This window comes from Acetobacter sp. AC2005 (assembly GCF_037901235.1).
In the GTDB taxonomy this organism is placed as follows: domain Bacteria; phylum Pseudomonadota; class Alphaproteobacteria; order Acetobacterales; family Acetobacteraceae; genus Acetobacter; species Acetobacter oryzoeni.
The window spans coordinates 67,918-87,754 of the sequence record NZ_CP149626.1 but is presented as its reverse complement, the minus strand read 5'-3'; the positions used below and the strand labels follow the sequence as shown (position 1 = coordinate 87,754).

The 19,837-nt window shown below is 52.0% G+C and carries 25 protein-coding genes; 16 read left to right on the top strand and 9 right to left on the bottom strand.

Features of this window, described 5'->3' with window-relative positions:
- Positions 1-55: 55 nt before the first annotated feature.
- The 5 genes from QQM41_RS13425 to QQM41_RS13405 all read left to right on the top strand — a co-directional run bounded on the left by QQM41_RS13425 (position 56) and on the right by QQM41_RS13405 (position 2,937).
- Positions 56-1,489 carry a DUF6880 family protein gene (locus QQM41_RS13425; protein WP_339078156.1) on the top strand — a complete coding sequence of 478 codons (1,434 nt, stop codon included), beginning with the start codon at positions 56-58 and terminating at the stop codon, positions 1,487-1,489.
- 105 nt (positions 1,490-1,594) lie between these two features.
- Positions 1,595-1,819, top strand: coding sequence for a type II toxin-antitoxin system VapB family antitoxin (gene vapB / locus QQM41_RS13420; protein WP_012813340.1), 225 nt, complete (start codon positions 1,595-1,597; stop codon positions 1,817-1,819).
- On the top strand, positions 1,819-2,223 hold the full coding sequence (gene vapC / locus QQM41_RS13415; RefSeq protein ID WP_003630720.1) for a tRNA(fMet)-specific endonuclease VapC: 405 nt from the start codon (positions 1,819-1,821) through the stop codon (positions 2,221-2,223). The genes vapB and vapC overlap by 1 nt, the downstream gene beginning before the upstream one ends.
- Before the next feature lie 207 nt (positions 2,224-2,430).
- Positions 2,431-2,631: a type II toxin-antitoxin system CcdA family antitoxin gene (locus tag QQM41_RS13410; RefSeq protein ID WP_012813343.1), complete on the top strand. Its 201-nt coding sequence runs from the start codon at positions 2,431-2,433 to the stop codon at positions 2,629-2,631.
- A complete protein-coding gene (locus QQM41_RS13405; protein WP_012813344.1) occupies positions 2,632-2,937 on the top strand; it encodes a CcdB family protein in 306 nt (101 codons plus the stop codon). It begins immediately after the preceding gene.
- 106 nt (positions 2,938-3,043) lie between these two features.
- On the opposite strand, the gene QQM41_RS13400 is transcribed toward QQM41_RS13405, so the two are convergent.
- Genes QQM41_RS13400 through QQM41_RS13390 form a run of 3 tightly spaced genes read right to left on the bottom strand, consistent with a single transcriptional unit; the run spans position 3,044 to position 4,673 of the window.
- Entirely contained in the window at positions 3,044-3,493 is a 450-nt protein-coding gene (locus QQM41_RS13400) for a phosphate-starvation-inducible PsiE family protein (protein WP_035367481.1), read from the bottom strand.
- Positions 3,494-3,529: 36 nt separating this feature from the next.
- Positions 3,530-4,300: an outer membrane beta-barrel protein gene (locus QQM41_RS13395; RefSeq protein ID WP_339078155.1), complete on the bottom strand. Its 771-nt coding sequence runs from the start codon at positions 4,298-4,300 to the stop codon at positions 3,530-3,532.
- A complete protein-coding gene (locus QQM41_RS13390; protein ID WP_339078154.1) occupies positions 4,281-4,673 on the bottom strand; it encodes an outer membrane beta-barrel protein in 393 nt (130 codons plus the stop codon). The genes QQM41_RS13395 and QQM41_RS13390 overlap by 20 nt, the downstream gene beginning before the upstream one ends.
- Between QQM41_RS13390 and QQM41_RS13385 the strand changes: the two genes are divergently transcribed.
- A protein-coding gene (locus QQM41_RS13385; protein ID WP_339078153.1) for an IS3 family transposase occupies positions 4,639-5,726 on the top strand; the annotation gives its coding sequence in 2 pieces (ribosomal slippage) (positions 4,639-4,900 and positions 4,900-5,726; 1,089 coding nt in all). The two genes, QQM41_RS13390 and QQM41_RS13385, sit on opposite strands and share 35 nt — an antisense overlap.
- A 50-nt stretch (positions 5,727-5,776) precedes the next feature.
- Here the strand turns inward: QQM41_RS13385 and QQM41_RS13380 are convergent.
- Together QQM41_RS13380 and QQM41_RS13375 are read right to left on the bottom strand one after the other, a co-directional pair.
- Positions 5,777-6,286, bottom strand: a complete 510-nt coding sequence (locus QQM41_RS13380) for a DUF1269 domain-containing protein (RefSeq protein ID WP_042789023.1) — start codon at positions 6,284-6,286, stop codon at positions 5,777-5,779.
- Positions 6,287-6,313: 27 nt separating this feature from the next.
- Positions 6,314-6,580, bottom strand: a complete 267-nt coding sequence (locus tag QQM41_RS13375; protein WP_332341492.1) for a hypothetical protein — start codon at positions 6,578-6,580, stop codon at positions 6,314-6,316.
- A gap of 152 nt (positions 6,581-6,732) precedes the next feature.
- Here QQM41_RS13375 and QQM41_RS13370 point away from each other — a divergent pair, with 152 nt between their 5' ends.
- Positions 6,733-6,996: a hypothetical protein gene (locus tag QQM41_RS13370; RefSeq protein ID WP_042789021.1), complete on the top strand. Its 264-nt coding sequence runs from the start codon at positions 6,733-6,735 to the stop codon at positions 6,994-6,996.
- Here QQM41_RS13370 and QQM41_RS13365 read toward each other — a convergent pair.
- A protein-coding gene (locus QQM41_RS13365) for an IS5 family transposase (RefSeq protein WP_275878335.1) occupies positions 6,986-7,782 on the bottom strand; the annotation gives its coding sequence in 2 pieces (ribosomal slippage) (positions 6,986-7,443 and positions 7,443-7,782; 798 coding nt in all). The genes QQM41_RS13370 and QQM41_RS13365 overlap by 11 nt on opposite strands.
- A gap of 175 nt (positions 7,783-7,957) precedes the next feature.
- Here QQM41_RS13365 and aspT point away from each other — a divergent pair.
- The 6 genes from aspT (at position 7,958) to QQM41_RS13335 (ending at position 15,625) form a co-directional block, all read left to right on the top strand.
- Complete coding sequence (gene aspT / locus QQM41_RS13360; protein ID WP_339078205.1) at positions 7,958-9,598, top strand: aspartate-alanine antiporter; 1,641 nt, start codon at positions 7,958-7,960, stop codon at positions 9,596-9,598.
- Positions 9,599-9,623: 25 nt separating this feature from the next.
- Positions 9,624-11,213 carry a bifunctional aspartate transaminase/aspartate 4-decarboxylase gene (locus QQM41_RS13355; protein WP_339078152.1) on the top strand — a complete coding sequence of 530 codons (1,590 nt, stop codon included), beginning with the start codon at positions 9,624-9,626 and terminating at the stop codon, positions 11,211-11,213.
- Between the two features lie 116 nt (positions 11,214-11,329).
- The gene (locus tag QQM41_RS13350) at positions 11,330-12,430 is read left to right on the top strand and encodes an asparaginase (protein WP_339078151.1); all 1,101 of its coding nucleotides are present in this window, start codon (positions 11,330-11,332) and stop codon (positions 12,428-12,430) included.
- 30 nt (positions 12,431-12,460) lie between these two features.
- Entirely contained in the window at positions 12,461-13,450 is a 990-nt protein-coding gene (locus QQM41_RS13345) for a hypothetical protein (RefSeq protein WP_050820017.1), read from the top strand.
- A gap of 255 nt (positions 13,451-13,705) precedes the next feature.
- Positions 13,706-14,502, top strand: a protein-coding gene (locus tag QQM41_RS13340; protein ID WP_275878335.1) for an IS5 family transposase whose coding sequence is annotated in 2 segments (ribosomal slippage) — positions 13,706-14,045 and positions 14,045-14,502 — 798 coding nt in all. Because the reading frame shifts where the segments join, the coding sequence is not laid out codon by codon here.
- Between the two features lie 313 nt (positions 14,503-14,815).
- Complete coding sequence (locus QQM41_RS13335; protein ID WP_064775940.1) at positions 14,816-15,625, top strand: alpha/beta fold hydrolase; 810 nt, start codon at positions 14,816-14,818, stop codon at positions 15,623-15,625.
- A gap of 60 nt (positions 15,626-15,685) precedes the next feature.
- Here QQM41_RS13335 and QQM41_RS13330 read toward each other — a convergent pair whose 3' ends face one another.
- The gene (locus QQM41_RS13330; protein WP_281855216.1) at positions 15,686-15,970 is read right to left on the bottom strand and encodes a hypothetical protein; all 285 of its coding nucleotides are present in this window, start codon (positions 15,968-15,970) and stop codon (positions 15,686-15,688) included.
- Positions 15,971-16,048: 78 nt separating this feature from the next.
- Between QQM41_RS13330 and QQM41_RS13325 the strand changes: the two genes are divergently transcribed.
- The 3 genes from QQM41_RS13325 to QQM41_RS13315 all read left to right on the top strand — a co-directional run bounded on the left by QQM41_RS13325 (position 16,049) and on the right by QQM41_RS13315 (position 17,754).
- Positions 16,049-16,845, top strand: a protein-coding gene (locus QQM41_RS13325; protein WP_339078150.1) for an IS5 family transposase whose coding sequence is annotated in 2 segments (ribosomal slippage) — positions 16,049-16,388 and positions 16,388-16,845 — 798 coding nt in all. Because the reading frame shifts where the segments join, the coding sequence is not laid out codon by codon here.
- Positions 16,846-17,053: 208 nt separating this feature from the next.
- On the top strand, positions 17,054-17,251 hold the full coding sequence (locus tag QQM41_RS13320; protein ID WP_035366454.1) for an AbrB/MazE/SpoVT family DNA-binding domain-containing protein: 198 nt from the start codon (positions 17,054-17,056) through the stop codon (positions 17,249-17,251).
- Entirely contained in the window at positions 17,251-17,754 is a 504-nt protein-coding gene (locus tag QQM41_RS13315) for a PIN domain-containing protein (RefSeq protein WP_339078204.1), read from the top strand. Before QQM41_RS13320 ends, QQM41_RS13315 begins: the two co-directional genes overlap by 1 nt.
- A gap of 323 nt (positions 17,755-18,077) precedes the next feature.
- Here the strand turns inward: QQM41_RS13315 and QQM41_RS13310 are convergent, their stop codons facing one another.
- Both QQM41_RS13310 and QQM41_RS13305 read right to left on the bottom strand, forming a co-directional pair.
- Positions 18,078-18,578: a MucR family transcriptional regulator gene (locus QQM41_RS13310; protein WP_339078203.1), complete on the bottom strand. Its 501-nt coding sequence runs from the start codon at positions 18,576-18,578 to the stop codon at positions 18,078-18,080.
- A gap of 76 nt (positions 18,579-18,654) precedes the next feature.
- Positions 18,655-19,407: a DNA/RNA non-specific endonuclease gene (locus tag QQM41_RS13305; protein ID WP_339078202.1), complete on the bottom strand. Its 753-nt coding sequence runs from the start codon at positions 19,405-19,407 to the stop codon at positions 18,655-18,657.
- Between the last annotated feature and the right edge of the window lie 430 nt (positions 19,408-19,837).

Sequence of the window (19,837 nt, the reverse complement as noted above, 5' to 3'; positions counted from 1 at the left end):
GCCGGACCAACACTGGGCGATTGCGCTTCCTGAGGGAGAGCCATAACCTGCTTCCATGACTCGAAATCCCTCTGAAAAGCCCAAGTCCCGTGCCTCAGCGAAAGTCGGCACGACTGTCACGAAGGATAATCTGAAGGCGCTTGGTGCGGACCGACTTGCGGACCTGCTCATCGAACTGGCAGGGCAGGACACCGCACTGACCCGCAGGCTTCGCATGGCGCTGACAGCGGTTCACGCGAAGGATAAACTCGGCAAGGAGATCGAAAAGAGACTGCGCACGATCCAGCGTTCCCGTGGGTTTCTGCCCTGGGACCGGATCCGTCCTCTGGCTGCTGAACTTGATACCTTGCGGCAATCCATCCTGGGTGACGTTGCCTCTGCCGATGTCGGGCAGGCCATTTCAGCCATGAGGCTGCTTGTGGAGATTGCCCCATCCGTCTACGAGCGCTCGGACGACAGTTCCGGATACCTGTCGGACGTCTTCCGGGAGGCCGCTTCTGATCTTGGCGTTCTCTGGGGACGACAGGCCAACCGGGATCCCGCCATCGTTGTCACAGACCTTCTTACGCTTCTCGATGATGACGGGTATGGCACCTGTGATCGTCTGCTCGCCGCGTGCGGCACGGCATTAGGCGAAACGGGCGCAGCCATGCTCAGAACTATGCTTCTGGCACGACTGCGCGACCTTCCTGCGTCAAAGGGGAATAGCGATTATCATACCGACATCGCGCGTATGCAGGTGATCAGGCACCTGCGGGATCTTGCGGATGCCATGGGTGACGTTGATGCGTATAGTGAAGCTGTCAGCCTGAGTGACCGCCAGTATGCCTATACCGGCGACGTCGCACGCCGCTTGCTGGACAAGGGGCGCGCCCGGGAGGCACTTGACTGGCTCGACCGGGAAACTGAAGAGAACTCTCGCTTTTACAAGGAAAACGACGATCTGCGGATTGAAGCATACGAGGCCGTTGGAGACCGAGACAAAGCTCAGGCTCTGCGATGGAACGTTTTTCGGGAACGCCTGAGCCTGCCGCACTGGAAAGCCTATCAGCGTCATCTCAGTGATTATGATGCGATCGACGCCGAAGAGCAGGCGCTCAATCACATCCGGAATTTCTCGAATAGAAGCGCGGCCCTGTCTACTCTTCTGGAATGGCCCGCTCTCGACGAAGCTGCCCGTCTCGTGCGGCATCATACAGCGGAACTGGACGGACGGGACTACGGGACGCTGCGTCCGGCAGCGGAACGTCTATCTGAAGCTTATCCCAACGAAGCGACGCTGCTCTACCGTCTGCTGGTCGAGGCCGTGCTGGACAGGGCGCTTTCCCGTTACTACGCCTATGCCGCAAAGGATCTTGCGTCCTGTCAGCGACTTGCACCCATGTTGACCATGGCTGAAGGCATGGAATCCCATGAAACGTTCATGACCCGGTTGAAGGCTTCACATAAGCGCAAACTGGGATTCTGGTCATTGATCGCCGTGCCCTGAGAGCAGGGTTGGGGGAAAATGGTCTGGCCAGTATTGCGAGCGAATTCCATTGTTACCCGGCAAGAGTTTGGATATACTGTCGGCATATCCCAAATGGAGGTTACGATGCTCACCCGCACGACGCTCTTTCTGTCCAATCGCTCCCAGGCCGTGCGTCTTCCCAAAGCGGTTGCATTTGACGTCAACCTGAAAGACGTCGTGATCATCCCGGACGGTGCGCGTCGTATAATCGCACCTGCAAATGCCGCATGGGACGATTTCTTTGCCGCGCCGGGCACTCCACTGCCTGAGCGTGATCAGCCGAGGATGCAGGAACGCGAAAGCTTCTGATGCTTCGTTATCTTCTGGATACAAACTTTTGCATTCGTGTCCTGCGTGATCGTCCGCAAGGCTTGCGTGAGCGTTTCAATGATAACGCCGAGGCGCTCTGCATCTCGGATGTCGTGCTTTACGAACTTCTCTATGGAGCCGAAAAATCTCACGATCCGGCAAAGATTCGACGTGAGGTTGAGCATTTTGCCGCACGTCTGTCTGTTTTGCCGTTTGATGATGACGCCGCAGCCCATACAGCGGAAATCAGGGCAGAGCTGGAAAAGCGTGGCTGTGTCATCGGCCCATACGATTTGATGATTGCCGGGCACGCTCGAAGCAGGGGGCTTGTCGTTGTGACTGGAAACTTACGAGAACTTACGAGGGTAGATGGGTTGCGATCTGAGGATTGGACGGCCGGTTAAGGGATAAGTGGAGCTTCTGCTTCGGCTTCTGCCTCATGTCAGACGTAACAGGAATTGCTGGAGTTTTCTGAAAGCAGGCATATAGCGAGATGATAATATGCGCATGGAAATGTGTATAAATATGTGCTATGTTTCAGTTCTCATGTAAATAGGATCAAAGCTATGGTTCGTGTGCACTCCACCAGCCCGTTGCGTCGTCCCACTAATGTGACGTTACCTGCTCAGTTACTCGAAGAAGCCAGATCGCTTGATCTCAACATATCGCAGGCCTGCGAACAGGGGTTGAAGTCAGCGATCGCTTCGGTTCGTGCTCAACAATGGCTCGCAGAAAATCGCTCCTCTCTTGAAGCATCCCGACAGTATGTCGAAAAGAATGGTCTTCCTCTGGCGGATTATCGGAACTTCTGAATGGCGCGTTTTGATGTGTATTGTTTGGCCGGACGAGGTGAAGCGCGTTTCGTTTTAGATGTGCAGGCAGACCTGCTGGACGAGTTGGGCACCCGCATCGTGGTGCCGCTTTTATCACAGAAAGTGGCACCCAGGCCGGCAAAGAGACTGAATCCGATTTTCGTAGTCGATGACCAGTCGTTCGTTATGATGACACAGTTTATGGCTGCTGTACCTGACCGTGATCTGAAAAAAGTCGTGACGTCATTGTCTCTTTATCAGGATGAAATCATCCAGGCTATTGATCTACTTTTAACTGGTTTCTGAGGGAGAGCCTTGGTCGGCTTCCGCCTCATGTCAGACATAGAAAAGAGCCAAACAATGCTCCGAAAGCGGACGTTATCTCTAGAATTAAAATGCTGAGATCTCCGAGTTAACTCGTTATTTTATTATTGCCACGAACGAGCCAATAGACGATCCCCAAGGCCAGGATTGCCGCCGAGAGTGCCAGAACCTCCATGACGTCGAGGCCGCTGAGATCCAGGACAATAAATTTGCGAACGGTCGCCATCATACCGATGAGAAGGACGGACCGCATTCTGACCATGCTGTGCGAGGGTGTGTCGGGCGAGACAAGAATAGAGTGTTTGAATTCCAGTGCAATCAGGACTGTAAAAAACAGACCAAAAAGGCTCTGTAGAACCACAGGATTGGTCGGGGAAAGGGTTGCTGTTCGGAGCATTTCAAAAACGGCGTATAGCACATGTATGAGACCAAGGGCCGCGACGACCATGATGCCGAGCGTAAGAACCAGCATAGCGATCTCTTCAAAAAGATCGAAAATAGAAGAAATCTTCTCAAATCCTGGTATGTTTTTAATCATAGCCTTTGCCGTCCTTTTTAGCCTATGTCTGCGTAGTTAGAAACCTAATACCGCATCAGCTCCGAAAGTGAACTGACCAACATTTCTAAGGTCATTAAATGGCCTCGTTCCGTTCAGTGAGCGATCAAACCGGACTTCAGGACGGATCTCGAACAACTTGACGGAATGACCGAGCACGGGACGCCAGGTAGCACCCAGTGTCAGGGCACCGTACGTCGTCGGCGATGCTGATTGCGTGACGGTGGGTTTACCGAGCGTCGCTTGCATGTAGGCATTATTTGCGATGAAGGATGTTACAAACAGACCGGTATCATCACGATAGATCTCGCCGCGGTAATTTAGAAGAAGTGTGGGAGTTAATTGATAGGAAAGGTAGCTTACGAAGCTGTAGGTGTTGGCATGAAGCCCTTCATCGTGCAGGAAGTTCAGCTCACCGGTGAAGGTCAGTCGGTCTGAAATCTTGTAACTTCCGCTAAGATCATTCCAGTAACGTTGAGCCGAGTTTGCACGCTGTCCGAGGGACCGGGTAGAGTTTTCAGGACCGACGCGACCGAGGTATGTCAGAGACAGTTTGCCATTTGCCAGACTGGACGCTGTCAGACCGAAATATCCCGCAGCAGTATGATTGTTGTCACCTCCCCCGAACGAGACCTGATTGCCCGTGTCCACTCCGAATAATGCGTCGATATGGTCGGTCAGGTGCCATTGAAACATTGCGCCCACATGCTCGAACGGCGTGGAATACTCAGTCGTATAGGACAGGGTATAGAAAGGACGGAGTGAGGGGTCAAGGGATTCCACGCCCATAGGGGAGGGCCAGTATGCCAGCCTGCATGTCCAGACCATGGGGGGTTAACCAAGGCAGGTGAACGTCGAGATGGGCCTGAGGCACAATGAACTGGTAACGACTGGTCATTAACCGGTCTGTGATGCCTGCAATATCAAAGTACCGCCCCTCGGCACCGTAGAGCCCCCGGACCATGAAGCCCACGTCGTAAGACGATGCTGTCGTATCGACTGCACGCGCAGCCGTCAGCGTCAGCTGGTCGAGTTGCGCCTGATTGGCCCTGTCACCGGTAATCCCCCCATAAAAAGAGTGACTTTTGGATGAGAATTTTCTCAGCGTAAGAATTGAGGAGATTCTGATGAAGAGTGATCGCTTTACTGACGCGCAGATCATGGGTGTGATCCGCCAGGCTGAGGGCGGTGTCCCGGTTCCTGACCTGTGCCGGGAGCATGGGATCAGCAACGCCACGTTTTACCGGTGGCGCGCGAAATATGGCGGCATGGATGCTTCGATGATCAGTCAGATGAAGGCTCTGGAAGAGGAGAACCGTCGGCTGAAGCGCATGTATGCGGATCTGAGCATGCAGACGGATATCCTGAAGGAAGCCCTTGGAAAAAAATGAAGCGGCCAGCCCAGCGCCGGGAACTGGCCGCACAAGCTGTGGCGCATCATGGGGTCAGCATTGCGCTGGCCTGTCGGATTTTTGGGATATCCGCGACCTGCTTTCGCTATCGTCCGCGACTGGCAGCGGAGAACGACAGGATTGCCGCTCTTCTGGTGGGACTGACCCAGGCTCACAGGAGATGGGGATTTGGTCTGTGTTTCCTGTATCTGCGCAATGTGCAGGGACATGTCTGGAATCATAAGCGGGTTTATCGGATCTATCGGGAACTGGAACTCAACCTGCGGATTAAACCCCGCAAGCGTCTGGTTCGCGAAAAGCCTGAAAAGCTGTCGGTTCCGGCCCTTCCCAACAGGGTCTGGTCCATGGACTTCATGGCGGACAGGCTTTTGGATGGACGTACTTTTCGGCTCCTGAACATTCTGGATGACTTCAATCGTGAAGGACTGGCGATCGAGGTTGATTTTTCCCTGCCAGCCTGTCAGGTTGTCCGCTGTCTGGAACAGGTTATGGAGTGGCGTGGCAGGCCAGAAGCCATCCGAATGGATAATGGCCCTGAATATGTCAGTCATACGTTGGTTTCATGGGCCGAAAAACAGGGGATTACCCTGATCTATACGCAACCGGGTAATCCGCAGCAGAACGCCTATATTGAACGCTACAACAGAACTGTCCGGCAGGAATGGCTGGAGCAGTATTTGTTTGAAAGCATTCAGGACGTGCAGGAGGTCGCAACACAATGGCTCTGGACATATAACCATGACAGACCCAACATGGGGAACAGCGGGCTAACCCCCGCCCAGAAACTAAAAACAGCTGCCTGAATTCTCATTCAATGCCCCACTAAAAATGGGGGGATTACCGGGGCAGTATATCAGCCGATAAGACTGCGCAGCTTTGCTTCGGCCTCGGGGGACAGTGAGGTTTGAAGGATATGCGGGTGTCCACTCATATAGCGCAGATCTTCAATAACTTTTTCTGGCTGGGCTTTGCGTACAAGAATGAAAAGGGCGGATGTGCCATTTTTAAGTGTGGCGCCAACCTGCTTGATGAAATCATCACTGATTCCATAATCACTCAGCTTGCCATCCAGAGCGCCAGCTCCTGCTCCGGCAACGCTTCCGGCCACAAAACCGGCCAGCGGATTAAGAAAGATCAGGCCCAGAAGGGTGCCCCAGAATGCCCCCATGGCAAGGCCGATGGAAAAACCAAGGGCAGTCAGATTAACGGATTGGTCAAGATGTACCTTGCCATCTGCTGTACGACGCACAACAACGGCATCCTCCAGATCCAGAAGATATTCCTTCTGAAGTTTAAAACACTCAAATCGCGCCAAGCTTGCGCCATCTTCGGTATTAAAGCCAACAACAATAAGATCTGCCATGAAAATGCTCCGTGTTTTCAGAAAAAGTTACTGTGTTTTACGGTGCCGAAAATGCACAATGGCTGATATTGCCAGTGCAGCTGCCATTGTAAGACAGAACTTGAGATGAGACGCATGTCTCTTGTGCTCATGGGTTTCAAGCTGATCCTGAAGTGTTTTGATCTGGATTTTCAGGTTTTTCTCCATGCGATCGGCATGGCCCGAAAAAAGAGTTTCAATATGTTTCTTTAATGAGTCTGAAACAGTGTGGCTGTTTTTTTCGTTTAAGACTTCGAGTGTCATATAAACCTCCATTTGGAAGCGGAGTCATGCATGATGCTCCGCTTACCAAGCGCTACAGTTTTTTATCCATGTTGTAAACGATACCGCATGGTATTATTGGAAGCACAGAACCACATCACTTAAAGAAAGAAATATTTCCATGACTTAAAGAAAGAAATATTTCCATGATATTTCGTTTCCATAAGCTTTTCCATGCGTGCTGGATGGCATCCGCCATGTTTGCAGGCATGATGCCTGCTTATGCACACCCCAAATGCCGGCAGGAGGATGGAAGCATCAATCTAACGCTTCATGAAACGGGTGTCGTGGTGGGGTATGGTTCCGGGCAGGGTGTTTTTACAGAGGGAACACACCATTACCCCGTAGAAATCAAAGGTGGAAGGCTGCTGACATTTGGAAACGCAACACTAGGGCCTGTTAGGGCTTGATCCAGTCTGCTGCGGCAGCGATGTGGATGACCGCGAGGAACGACGTTGCTGTTTTTTCATATCTGGTTGCGACAGCGCGCCACTCCTTGAGGCGAGCCCAGAGGTTCTCAACGAGATGCCGACACCGATAGGCCCATTTGGGGCAGGCGACCGGGCCGTCGCGTCGTTTCGCGGGAATGGCTGGCCGTGCTCCCATGTCCCATATCCGTTCACGCATGGCGTTCGACGCGTAGCCCTTGTCCGCTACTACCCACAGGGGAGTGGCGGGAAGGCTGTCGAGCATGGCTGGTGCCAGAGGCAGTTCATGAGCCTGTCCAGGGGCCAGCGCAAAACCGAAGGCTTTTCCATGTCCATCAGCGATCACGCAGACTTTTGTGCCATAGCCGCCGCGAGAGCGGCCAAGTGCTTCACGATGGTCTCGCTCTTCGAAAGAGGCCCCTTTTTTTGGGCTCCCGCCGCTTTGTGGTGAGCCCTGATGTTCGTGCCATCCAGAAAAGTCATTCCGAATGCCACTCCCTGTTGTTCCTGAACCAGTGCGAGCAGCCGCTCCCATACGCCGAGCTTCGCCCAGCGGATGAAAAGCTGCGCAGCCCGCCACCACGGACCCAGTTCAGCGGGGATACTCCGCCATTTCGCGCCATTCTCATGACGCCAGAAAATCGCTGCTATCGTCCGCCGCAGATCATGTGGCGACGTCTTGCCCCTCGGGCGAACCTCCTCAATCAGAGGTTCCCAGATCGCCCATGTCTCGTCCGTAAAGGTGCCTGTTCTGTCTCCTTCTTCCATCCCTACAATATGGGAAGAAATTCAAGATCTAACAGACCCTAATTGATTCGAATCAATTACAAGTACGTAAGTTCATCTATATGTTGCGGGGTTCGGGTAGTATATATTCTCAAGGAACTACATTTTGCACGCATTCACTACTCTTTTATCCAGCCTGTTTGGTGCGTGTCCAGAAATGGCCTTGTTTCTTGCACTTGTTATAGGGTGCTGGATCGGGCGATTTCGCTTTGGCTCGTTCCAGCTTGGCGGTGTAGCGGGCTCGCTTTTAGCAGCTGTGCTTATCAGCCAAGTGGGCGTTCATATTGATTCTGGTATCAAGAGCGTTCTGTTCGCTCTTTTTATCTATGCCGTGGGCTATCAAAGCGGCCCGCAGTTTTTTCGTTCATTGGGGCGGCAGTCTCTTAAAGAAATTCTGATGGTCGTTGTGTTGGCTATTACGGGATTGATTACCGTTGTAGCGGTTGCGCGCATATTCCACCTTGATAAGGGGCTTGCAGCAGGGCTTGCGGCAGGGGGGCTTACCCAGTCGGCCATTATTGGTACGGCAGGCTCGTCCTTGGAAAAAATTGGTCTGCCGCTTGCGCAGGTGCAGCAGCTTCAGGGCAATGTCGCTGTTGGCTATGCCGTAACGTATATCTTTGGCTCCCTTGGGCCCATTTTTCTGTGTGTTAACGTTTTGCCGTGGTTCATGAAGCGCGGCATCCGTGAAGATGCTATTCGTGCTGAAGCCGAGCAGGCGGGCGGTGTGCATGTTATGGGTGAGGGAGAGGTTTCTGCTTTTCCTAATCTTGTTGGGCGTGCGTATCGTCTAACGCAGTCTGATCTCACTATTGCTGGTGTGGAAAGCCTGGCTGCAGGCGTTACGGTGGAACAGGTGCTGCGCAATGGCAAACCTGCCGGTGTAGGGGCCGATGCTGCGCTGCTGCCGGGTGATCAGCTTCTGCTCGTTGGGCAGCGCTCAGAGGTTCTGGCTGTAGGGCAGAAGATCGGGCAGGAAATTGGTGATGTTCCCGGCCTTGATCTTTCCCTTATCCGTCGGGATGTTGTTTTGTCTCGTAAGGATTTTGTCGGAAAAACTGTTGATCAATGCGTACAGTCTCTTTCCGCAGCTGTGCGTCACGGTGTTTATCTGGTCGCGCTCTCCCGTGCAGGTAAGGCAATGCCTGTTACGGGCTCCATGCAGGTAAAGGATGGAGATATTGTTACCCTGCTTGGTACGTCTGCCGATGTGCAGCGTGCAGCCACGCAGATTGGGACGATCCTGCTTCCAAGCATTAAAACCGATCTCGTTTTCCATTCTCTGGGCGTTGCCCTTGGTTTGCTGATCGGTTTGGGTGTGGTGCATATGGGGTCAGTCCCCCTTACTCTTGGTAGTGGCGGTGGGGCTCTGCTTTCCGGGTTGCTGTTTGGTTGGTATCAAAGCCGCCATCCCGTTATGGGGAATATGCCGCAGGGTGCCTCAACTTTTCTGGTGGACTTCGGGTTGGCAGGCTTTGTGGCCGTAACGGGCTTGCAAACGGGCCAGCAGGCTATTGCTACCATCATGCAGCACGGTATTACGCTCTTTCTGTTGGGCGTAGTGGTTACATTGGTGCCGCTTATCCTCACCATGCTCTTTGGGCGCTACGTGCTGCGCTATAACAATACGGCCATTTTTGCAGGTGCTTTGGCAGGTTCTCGCAGTGCCAATCCAGCTTTTGGCGAGGTGTTGAACAAGGCAGGAAATGCCGTTCCCACAACACCCTTTGCCATTACTTACGCAGTTGCAAACGTATTGCTTACGCTACTTGGGCCACTTGTGGTCGCATTTTCCTGAATACTGAAAAGAAGGAAACGCAATAATGACACTCGATTATTCGAAATTTCGTGATCTCAGCCCATTTGAACTTAAAGACACGCTCATCAGCCTGGCATCATCAAAGGCTGACCGCGTTATGCTGAACGCTGGCCGTGGCAACCCCAACTTTTTGGCAACACTGCCACGTGCTGCCTTTTTCCTGTTGGGGCAATATGCTTTGGCTGAAGCGCGCCTTTCTCTTTCCTATCTCTCTCCCGGTCTTGGCGGTACAGTCCGTATTGAAGGGATTGAAGCACGTTTTGATCGGTTTATTGAAAGCAACGAAGATAAAGAGGAAGCCGCTCTTCTGGGGCATGCCTTAAGTTATGTGCGCGACCAGATGGGCCTGCCAGCAGATACATTCCTTGTTGAAATGGTTGAGGGTATTCTAGGCTGCTACTATCCAACACCACCACGTATGCTGACATTGAGCGAAAAAATTGTTGGCCAGTACGTTCTGCGTGAAATGGTGGGTGGTAGAATTTCTCTGGATTCCACAGACTTTTTTGCAACCGAGGGCGGCACAGCGGCTATGGCCTATGTGTTCAATTCTCTCAAGCAGAATGATCTGATCAAAAAGGGAGACAAGGTGGCAATCGGCATGCCGATCTTCTCCCCTTATATCGAAATCCCGCAGCTTGAAGAATACGGTCTGGAAGTTGTGCCCGTGCAGGCAGATCCTTCTCTGGATTGGCAGTATCCAGAAAGCGAGCTGGAAAAGCTGCGTGACCCGGCCGTTAAAATGTTCTTCTGCGTGAACCCCAGCAACCCGCCATCAGTCAAGATGAATGATGCATCGCTGGAGAAGATTGCCGCTATTGTTAAAGATCGTCCCGAGCTGATGATTTTAACAGATGATGTGTATGGCACGTTTGCTGATGGCTTCCGTTCGCTGTATGCAATCTGCCCGCGCAACACCATTCTTGTTTATTCCTTCTCCAAATACTTTGGGGCAACGGGTTGGCGTCTGGGTGTTATCGGGATGCACAAGGATAACGCGATTGATGCACGTCTGGCGCAGCTTCCGGCAGATGCAAAAGCCGCATTGGCAAAGCGCTATTCCAGCCTGACAACAGATTCAGCTGATCTGAAGTTTATTGATCGGTTGGTGGCAGATAGCCGTGCCGTGGCTCTTAACCACACGGCAGGCCTTTCTACACCGCAACAGGTCCAGATGGTGCTGTTCTCTCTGTTTGCGCTGATGGATCACGAAGGCCGTTATAAAGCCACGCTTAAGAGTGTTATTCGCCGCCGTGAAGCTGCGCTTTACCATGAGCTGGGTGTGGCACCATCGGAAGATGCCAATGCAGTAGATTACTATACGCTGATTGATCTGGAAGATACTTGTCGCGCTCTGTATGGCGAAGAGTTTGCGCAGTGGATGCTCAAGCGGGCCAGCACAGGTGAAATTCTGTTCCGAATTGCAGATGAAACCGGTATTGTGCTGCTTCCCGGTGCTGGGTTTGGGGCTACGCGTCCTTCAGCTCGTGCTTCTCTCGCCAATCTTAATGAATTCCAGTATGCCGCAATCGGGCGTTCATTGCGCAAGATGGTGGATGAATATCACGCTGAGTTTGTGAAGTCTCAGGCGTAATGAAAATTGTGTCCGGAAGGAGAGAGCGCTCCTTTCGGTAGATTTGGTTTTTAAATGACGACAAGGGGAGGTAAGGGCATTCCTTTATCTCCCTTTGTTAGAAAGAGTGTTGTTTTATGGTTTCTGTGCGTGGTCTGCCTATTCTTGCTGCAATTCTGGGGGTAGCCTCTGTTATGCCTGTTTTTTCTCATGCAGAAGGGGCATCTGCACCTCTTGCGGCCCATCAGCAGGTCTCCTTACCACGTGTGCTTGTGCTGGCTACGGGGGGCACAATATCCGGTAAGGCTGATACCCGTTCCGCTATTGGATATGATGCCGGTGCCGTAACTGGTGAACAGTTGATTGCAGGTGTGCCTGGCGTTGAAAAACTGGCGCAGTTGCAGGTGGAACAGATATCCAACATCGCATCCCAGAACATGAACAGCCAAGTCTGGTTCAAGCTGGCTGAGCGTATTCGTCGGGCTTTTGCCAATAATGAAGCAGATGCCGTTGTGATCACCCACGGGACAGACACAATGGAGGAAACAGCTTTCTTTCTGGATAACGTAATTGCAGATGCACGCCCGATTATTTTAACGGGCGCAATGCGACCGAGCACGGCCATTAGCGCAGATGGCCCCGCCAATATGTATGAAGCCGTAAAGGTTGCGGCTGATCCGCAGGCCCGTGGGCGAGGCGTAATGGTGGTATTGAATGATGAGGTGCAGTCTGCGCGTGGTGTCAGCAAAATGCATACCACTGCACTGCAAACCTTCCATTCACCTAATCTTGGTCCGGTTGGTTATGTTGATCCGGCAAGTGTGCGCTTTGTGGCGCCAGCCAAGCCTCAGCAGCATCTTGATCTGCCAGCAGACCACAAACTGCCACGAGTGCAAATTGTTTATGCCCATGCAGACATGGATGCGCAGCAGATTGATGATGCCGTGAAAGGTGGAGCGCGAGGCATTGTGATTGCGGGTATGGGTGATGGCAATGTTTCAACAGATGCATTGGCAGGCATAGAGCGCGCCACAAAAGCTGGGGTTGTTGTTGTGCGTTCCACCCGCGTGGGCAACGGTTTTGTAAACCGCGATGTGGAAGTTGATGATGATCACTATGGGCTTGTGGCCTCTATGGATCTCAACCCGCAAAAGGCACGGATACTTCTGCAGCTTCTGCTGGCTAATGGCAAAACCACAGCTGCAGAGATTCAAAAAGCGTTTAGCGCTGGCTTTTGAGCAAAAAAACTTAGCAGGATAAGTAATTGAATGAGAGTACGCCTTAAGCAATGGGTATATGCGGGTAGCAAGGTTTCCGTAAGAAAAGCACTTGTCTGCTTTCTTGCATCCACGGGTAGTTTTGCTTCTGCCCATGCAGATCAGTGGTATACAGGCTCACTCGTTTCCCCTTCCGGCACAACGCGGGAAGGGGTGCTGAATGTTGAACCCTATTATTCCTATAGTCAGCCTTTAGGGTCTTTTGATGCGCATGGGCGAGCAGGGCCTGCATCTCATCCCATGCAACGCATGTTTTCCAATTCAACGCTCTGGAAATACGGGATCTCTCAGGATTTCAGCATCCAGTTGCATACTATTGTCGATTATGGATGGAAACATGCAGATGGACATTCTCATGGTCCTAAAACAGGCGATGTTCCGTTTGATCTGATCTATCGTTTGGTGCGGCCTGATCCCAAACATTACATCCCGGCTTTCAACCTTTTTGTAGGTATGATTTTCCCTACAGGGGATTATAAAAAACTGGGAGATAAGCAGGATGGAGTGGGGAGCGGCGCATATGTTTTCCGTTTTGCCTTAACTGAGCAATCTACTTATACGTTGCCAGGCAACCATGAATTACGCTTGCGTGTATGGAACTGGTTCCGGCGTGCTGTCACCTCGGCCAAACTTACAGATGTCACCAGTTATGGCACAGCGCATGGCTTTCGTGGCCGTGGGCAGCCGGGCATGAGCGGCCAGACAGGTTTTTCATTGGAATACGGTTTAAGTCAGAAATGGGTGCTGGCCATGGATCTTGCGCGAGATTGGTCCAATGGATCAACGTTACGTGGGCATGATAGTAATGGCAATTACATCCATAAAACAGGGTCTGCCGGAACGGATTGGCAGATTGCGCCTGCGTTTGAATATAACTGGAACCCACGTTGGGGGGTGATTGTTGGTTCTGCTTTCTATTTTGCAGGTCACAACAAGAGTATCCAGGTTTCCCCACAGTTTGCGGTCAACGCCATGTTCTGAAAATAGGCGGAACTCTCATAAAACAGTGAATTTTGGGAGTTCCTTTAGTGTTTTAAAGATACGATTATAAAGACCTGACTCATATGGTCCGACATTGTTGTACCTCTCAATCATTTCGTCATAAAGGACGATATTACCGCGGCCTAGTGCAATGAGCTATAATACTGATGGTGCTTCAGAAATGGTTCGTGCATGCATTCGCCTTGGAATGATCTAGGGCCTGTTAGATCTTGAATTTCTTCCCATATTGTAGGGATGGAAGAAGGAGACAGAACAGGCACCTTTACGGACGAGACATGGGCGATCTGGGAACCTCTGATTGAGGAGGTTCGCCCGAGGGGCAAGACGTCGCCACATGATCTGCGGCGGACGATAGCAGCGATTTTCTGGCGTCATGAGAATGGCGCGAAATGGCGGAGTATCCCCGCTGAACTGGGTCCGTGGTGGCGGGCTGCGCAGCTTTTCATCCGCTGGGCGAAGCTCGGCGTATGGGAGCGGCTGCTCGCACTGGTTCAGGAACAACAGGGAGTGGCATTCGGAATGACTTTTCTGGATGGCACGAACATCAGGGCTCACCACAAAGCGGCGGGAGCCCAAAAAAAGGGGCCTCTTTCGAAGAGCGAGACCATCGTGAAGCACTTGGCCGCTCTCGCGGCGGCTATGGCACAAAAGTCTGCGTGATCGCTGATGGACATGGAAAAGCCTTCGGTTTTGCGCTGGCCCCTGGACAGGCTCATGAACTGCCTCTGGCACCAGCCATGCTCGACAGCCTTCCCGCCACTCCCCTGTGGGTAGTAGCGGACAAGGGCTACGCGTCGAACGCCATGCGTGAACGGATATGGGACATGGGAGCACGGCCAGCCATTCCCGCGAAACGACGCGACGGCCCGGTCGCCTGCCCCAAATGGGCCTATCGGTGTCGGCATCTCGTTGAGAACCTCTGGGCTCGCCTCAAGGAGTGGCGCGCTGTCGCAACCAGATATGAAAAAACAGCAACGTCGTTCCTCGCGGTCATCCACATCGCTGCCGCAGCAGACTGGATCAAGCCCTAACAGGCCCTAATCTGCCAGTGCGCTCCGCCTTTGCCGTGGCCCAGCTCGCCAACCCCGGGTGGCTGATTGAAATTGAAGTAACGGCCGTTCGGACGCCTAAAAAATAAGGCCTGTTGCCTGACAACGAATTCCCCAGTCTATCGCTTTTCAAACCAAAAGACAAGCGGGGGGATCTGGGGAAACAGCATCCCGCCTCACACATCTGCAAGTCTCGTCATACACGGCCATCTAAAGGCGCAGGGTATCTTGTTATACTAGGGTATCTTGTTATACCAAGATACCCACAACACGCTCTTTTACGAGGCCTGACGATATGACTGAGCATTTAACAAAACGCTGGCAGACCCTGCCTGCCACCCCGGCCCCTCTGGCCTCCTTTAAAGGACAGCACGCCCCCATTAACGGATGCTCGCTCTATTATACGGAAGGCGGCACAGGGGACGATGTCATCATCATGCTGCATGGGGGCATGGCAAACTCTGACTACTGGGGCATACAGGCGGCTTATCTGGCCAAAACGCACCGTGTCATCCTCGTGGATAGCCGCGGGCATGGCCGCAGCACGTTAGGGGATAAACCCCTCAGCTACGCTCAGATGGCAGACGATATCATTCACCTGATGAACCATCTGGAAATTCCGAATGCCAGTCTCGTCGGGTGGAGCGATGGCGGTGTGCAGAGCATTATTCTGGCCTCTGAACACCCGGATCGCATCAAACGCATCTTTGCTTACGGGCCGCATATGTCCGCATCCGGCCTCAATCTGGCGTGTAGCGGAAATAAGGTGGTCAACGCTTTTGTAAAGCGCGCCACAGAAGACTACCGCGAGCTTTCCCCGACCCCGGATAAATTTGATGTCTTTTCAAAAACCGTCTGGGGCCTGTGGAAATGGGAGCATGATGCCGAATTCACGGAAGACCGCCTGAACGCCATCCGCTGCCCCGCATGGGTTGTGGATGGGGACCGGGACGAGATGATTCATCGCGCCCATCTGGAATATCTGGTGGCGCATATTCCGGACAGTTCTTACATGATCCTGCCCGAGACCAGCCACTTCGCCTTCCTGCAGGCCCCGCTTCTGTTTAACGAAGCGTTGGCTGACTTTCTGTCCGTCAAAGCCTGACGGTCACACTGACGGTCAGGGCGAGAAGGGTTCAGCTCTGATAACGGGCTGAACCTCTTTTTATTTCCCGTCTGTTCTCTCAAGTTCGCCGTCGGCGTCATCCGGCAGAAAGAAGTCTTCCGGGTCTTCTGGCACGGGCAGAGACAGCAGGAAAAATCCCGCGGCTACCGTGATCGCACCCGTTGCAACGGGCAGCCAGCGGAGGACTATCACCATCGCGGAGTCCTGCGTGCTGCCGTTGACGACAAGCGCCCAGCCACTCACGCACAAAAGCGCAAAACCACCCACAAAACAGGCCACAATCCAGAGCAACCGACGCACATAAGGAGACGAAGACTTGCTCATGATGTGACCTTTCAGATCATTGCTTGAAGGCCCGCGCTAGGGTCTGTTAGATCTTGAATTTCTTCCCATATTGTAGGGATGGAAGAAGGAGACAGAACAGGCACCTTTACGGACGAGACATGGGCGATCTGGGAACCTCTGATTGAGGAGGTTCGCCCGAGGGGCAAGACGCCGCCACATGATCTGCGGCGGACGATAGCAGCGATTTTCTGGCGTCATGAGAATGGCGCGAAATGGCGGAGCATCCCCGCTGAACTGGGTCCATGGTGGCGAGCGGCGCAGCTTTTCATCCGCTGGGCGAAGCTGGGTGTGTGGGAACGCCTGCTCGCACTGGTTCAGGAACAACAGGGAGTAGCACTCGGCATGACTTTTCTGGATGGCACGAATATCAGAGCTCACCACAAAGCGGCGGGAGCCCCAAAAAAGGGGGCTCTTTTGAAGAGCGAAACCATCGTGAAGCACTTGGCCGCTCTCGCGGCGGCTATGGCACAAAAGTCTGCGTGATCGCTGATGGACATGGAAAAGCCTTCGGTTTTGCGCTGGCCCCTGGACAGGGTCATGAACTGCCTCTGGCACCAGCCATGCTCGACAGCCTTCCCGCCACTCCCCTGTGGGTAGTAGCGGACAAGGGCTACGCGTCGAACGCCATGCGTGAACGGATATGGGACATGGGAGCACGGCCAGCCATTCCCGCGAAACGACGCGATGGCCCGGTCGCCTGCCCCAAATGGGCCTATCGGTGTCGGCATCTCGTTGAGAACCTCTGGGCTCGCCTCAAGGAGTGGCGTGCTGTCGCAACCAGATATGAAAAAACAGCAACGTCGTTCCTCGCGGTCATCCACATCGCTGCCGCAGCAGACTGGATCAAGCTCTAACAGGCCCTAATCCCAATAGAGTATAAATCCCGTTCAAGTTATCCGTTCTCCGCAAAAGCTATTTTGGCTATCGGCATACGAAATTGATGGCTTAGAATTTCCCGTGGCAGGAAACCCTTTTACATAGGCGTTAAGAGAAATCTTGCATTGGACCCTGATAATGGATATACATTATCTTTATTTGGATACCATTGCGCAGGAGGTTCTTATGCAGGTTTCTAAATGGGGTAACAGCCTTGCCGTGCGCATTCCCTCTCATATCGTCAAGCAACTCGGTTTGCAGGAAGGCGATAATGTGGATGCCGTCTTCACACGCCTGAAATCCCGGGAAGAAGCGCTCCGCTCCCTAAAAGAGATTGGAAAGAAGCTGCCTTCCGGGTTTCGGTTTGAGCGCCCCGAAGGCTAATGTCTCTCTTTCTGGATACGAACATCCTTCTGTATGCCATGATGGAAGAAGGAACAGAAAAGGCCGGGATTGCGGACAGCCTTCTCCTACATCAGGACTGCCATATCTCGGTTCAGACACTTAACGAAGCCACAAACACACTCAGGCGTAAAACCAGACTTCCACTGGACGACATCAAAACATTGATTGCGGACTTCCGGGGACTGGTCACAATCCATCCCATCACAGAAGCTGTTTACAGCCGTGGCTGGGCCATCATCGAACGGTATGGGCTCCAGACCTATGACGCCATGATTCTGGCCTGTGCCATAGAAAATGGCATTGAAACCCTCTTGTCCGAAGATATGCAGAATGGCCAGAGGATTTTTGACATGATAACCATAATAAACCCCTTCCAGAAGACAGAAGACAGAAGACAGAAGACAGAAGACAGAAGATTGAGGTTAAATTCGTCGTACCAAGTTCCCAGATTGTTTAACCAATTCCGGGAACTCAGACGCTAACCGGAAGACAGCACGTCGCATTCTTTTTGCTGTTTCAAGGGGTTGGAAACGTGTCACTGCGACCAAAGCGAGCGGGTTCGAGTCCCGCAGTTCATCCCATCAACTTATGGAAATATAATCGTAAAATAAGAATTTGATTGGTCTACGGGATTTGCCCTTTATATCTTTCCAGCAGGCCCATCTCAGTGTCAGTCCGGCCAGATTCAACCGTCACGTTTTTTAAGTCAAGACAATGAAAACCGATCAATCACCAACCCCATGAAGATCTACTGTCAGTTGACGAAGCAACGCGAGATCGTCATGGGGCAGGAAAAAAGCCTTAATCAACCGAGTTTCTTTTTACGTCCCCTTTTGACCTCAGGTAAGCGCGTCACAATGGCATCTTCTTCTGATTTTTCTTGCTGTAGTTCGGTAATCTCTTGTGACTTGTTATTCCCCAATCCTGAGGAGCGCGCTAAACGTGATCGTTGTTCTGAATAAGCTGGCGCGACCATCGGGTAATTAGCCGGCAATCCCCATTTTTGACGATAAGCTGAAGGGGTGAGGCCAAATGCTGACATCAGATGGCGTTTGAGCATTTTCACCTTTTTCCCATCTTCTAAACAGATAATATAATCAGGAAACACCGATTTCTTAATGGGCACAGCAGGCCCTAACTCTTTATCATCACTTACGTCCATTTCAACGCCCGCAAGAGCACGATAAATCTGTTGTATCAGTAAAGGTACATCGGAAAATGGTATGGTATTTCCAGACAAATAAGCAACGACAATATCACATGTCAAATGATGCAAATAATTATCTTCGTGTTTATTATGTTCCATAATTCTTCAGATCCTTTGGAATATCATTGATTGAAACGGTTGATTCCATAACGAAATCCAGCAGCTTTAAATCCGATTAAGGTGCGGGCAACTTCCATGCTTGCGCCTTAATCTGCGCTGACACTCCTGGAAACGGGTCAATCCCGACATTCCGTATGAGCGTTGCTACTGTAACCTGCGTGCAGTGTGGATGCTGTTGCGCGTTTTTACACACATATGCAGATGCTTTGTTCTTGCTGGGAGAATAGACTGCTTTCCACGTTGAGGACGGCACGTACACGCGGTCATGCCCCATAGTCTGAATAGGACGCAAGTGAAAAACAGGGCCTGTCACCACATACAGCTCTCCTTCATCATCTGCCATATCACGCACACGTCGTTCCACACGTGACCAGATGCCTTCATTCAGACTGGCTGTCTGAGGCACCACATTTGAGAGTGCGTAAGTCTCTGCCTGGGATGCTTCTGTAGGTTGGTCACCACTCGGTGCCATATGTCCGCGGTCATAAATGGAGTTATAATAGTCCTGTAAATCCGCGCTGCCCGCAAACCGAGTGTCTGCATAAAAATGGCCTGCCCTTTTTAGCCTTTCTGCTGCCTCCACATCATCCGACCAAAGATGTTCGGCAGACCAGAGAGGGCCATGCGAAATAGAGGAAGCTAAGGCCGCATAGCCTTTGTTGCACAATAATTGAGTGCCTGGGCTTAGCTTGGAATTTATAATCTTTGGTAAATGGCTATTCGCCCCAAAATCGTTGCAGTTATCTTCTTCTGCATGAAGGGAGCCTGCGTAAAAGACGCAGAGAAATATCAAGGCTAGTCGTCTCATGAGAGGCTGATAACAGAATTAACACGAATTCCCTACCCCTCAACAAAGTCGAAATCCAGCATTCCTTTACGCGTCTTGCTATACTTCGGAAGATACACGCGGGTTTACCTGCAACACATCCTTCAAATCTGCAACGCATGCTGATTATGACGCATCGAAGTTTGGCCCTACTTGATACGGCTGGCGCTGGATGACGTTCAGAAGGCAACGCAAGTGTATTCTTCTACGCTCACCTGGCGAAAATATTTTCTACATATCAAAACATCATCTCGATTTTACATGCGAAATAATTTTTCTGTTATTGAAATGGCGACCACTAGAATGTCAGTTTGCAATGAATTTCTGTCTGCGCGAAAGTTCTTCCTCATCTTTACGAACAGATTATTTCGGCTGATATAAAAGAGCATATGTACTATGGTTTCAAACTTGA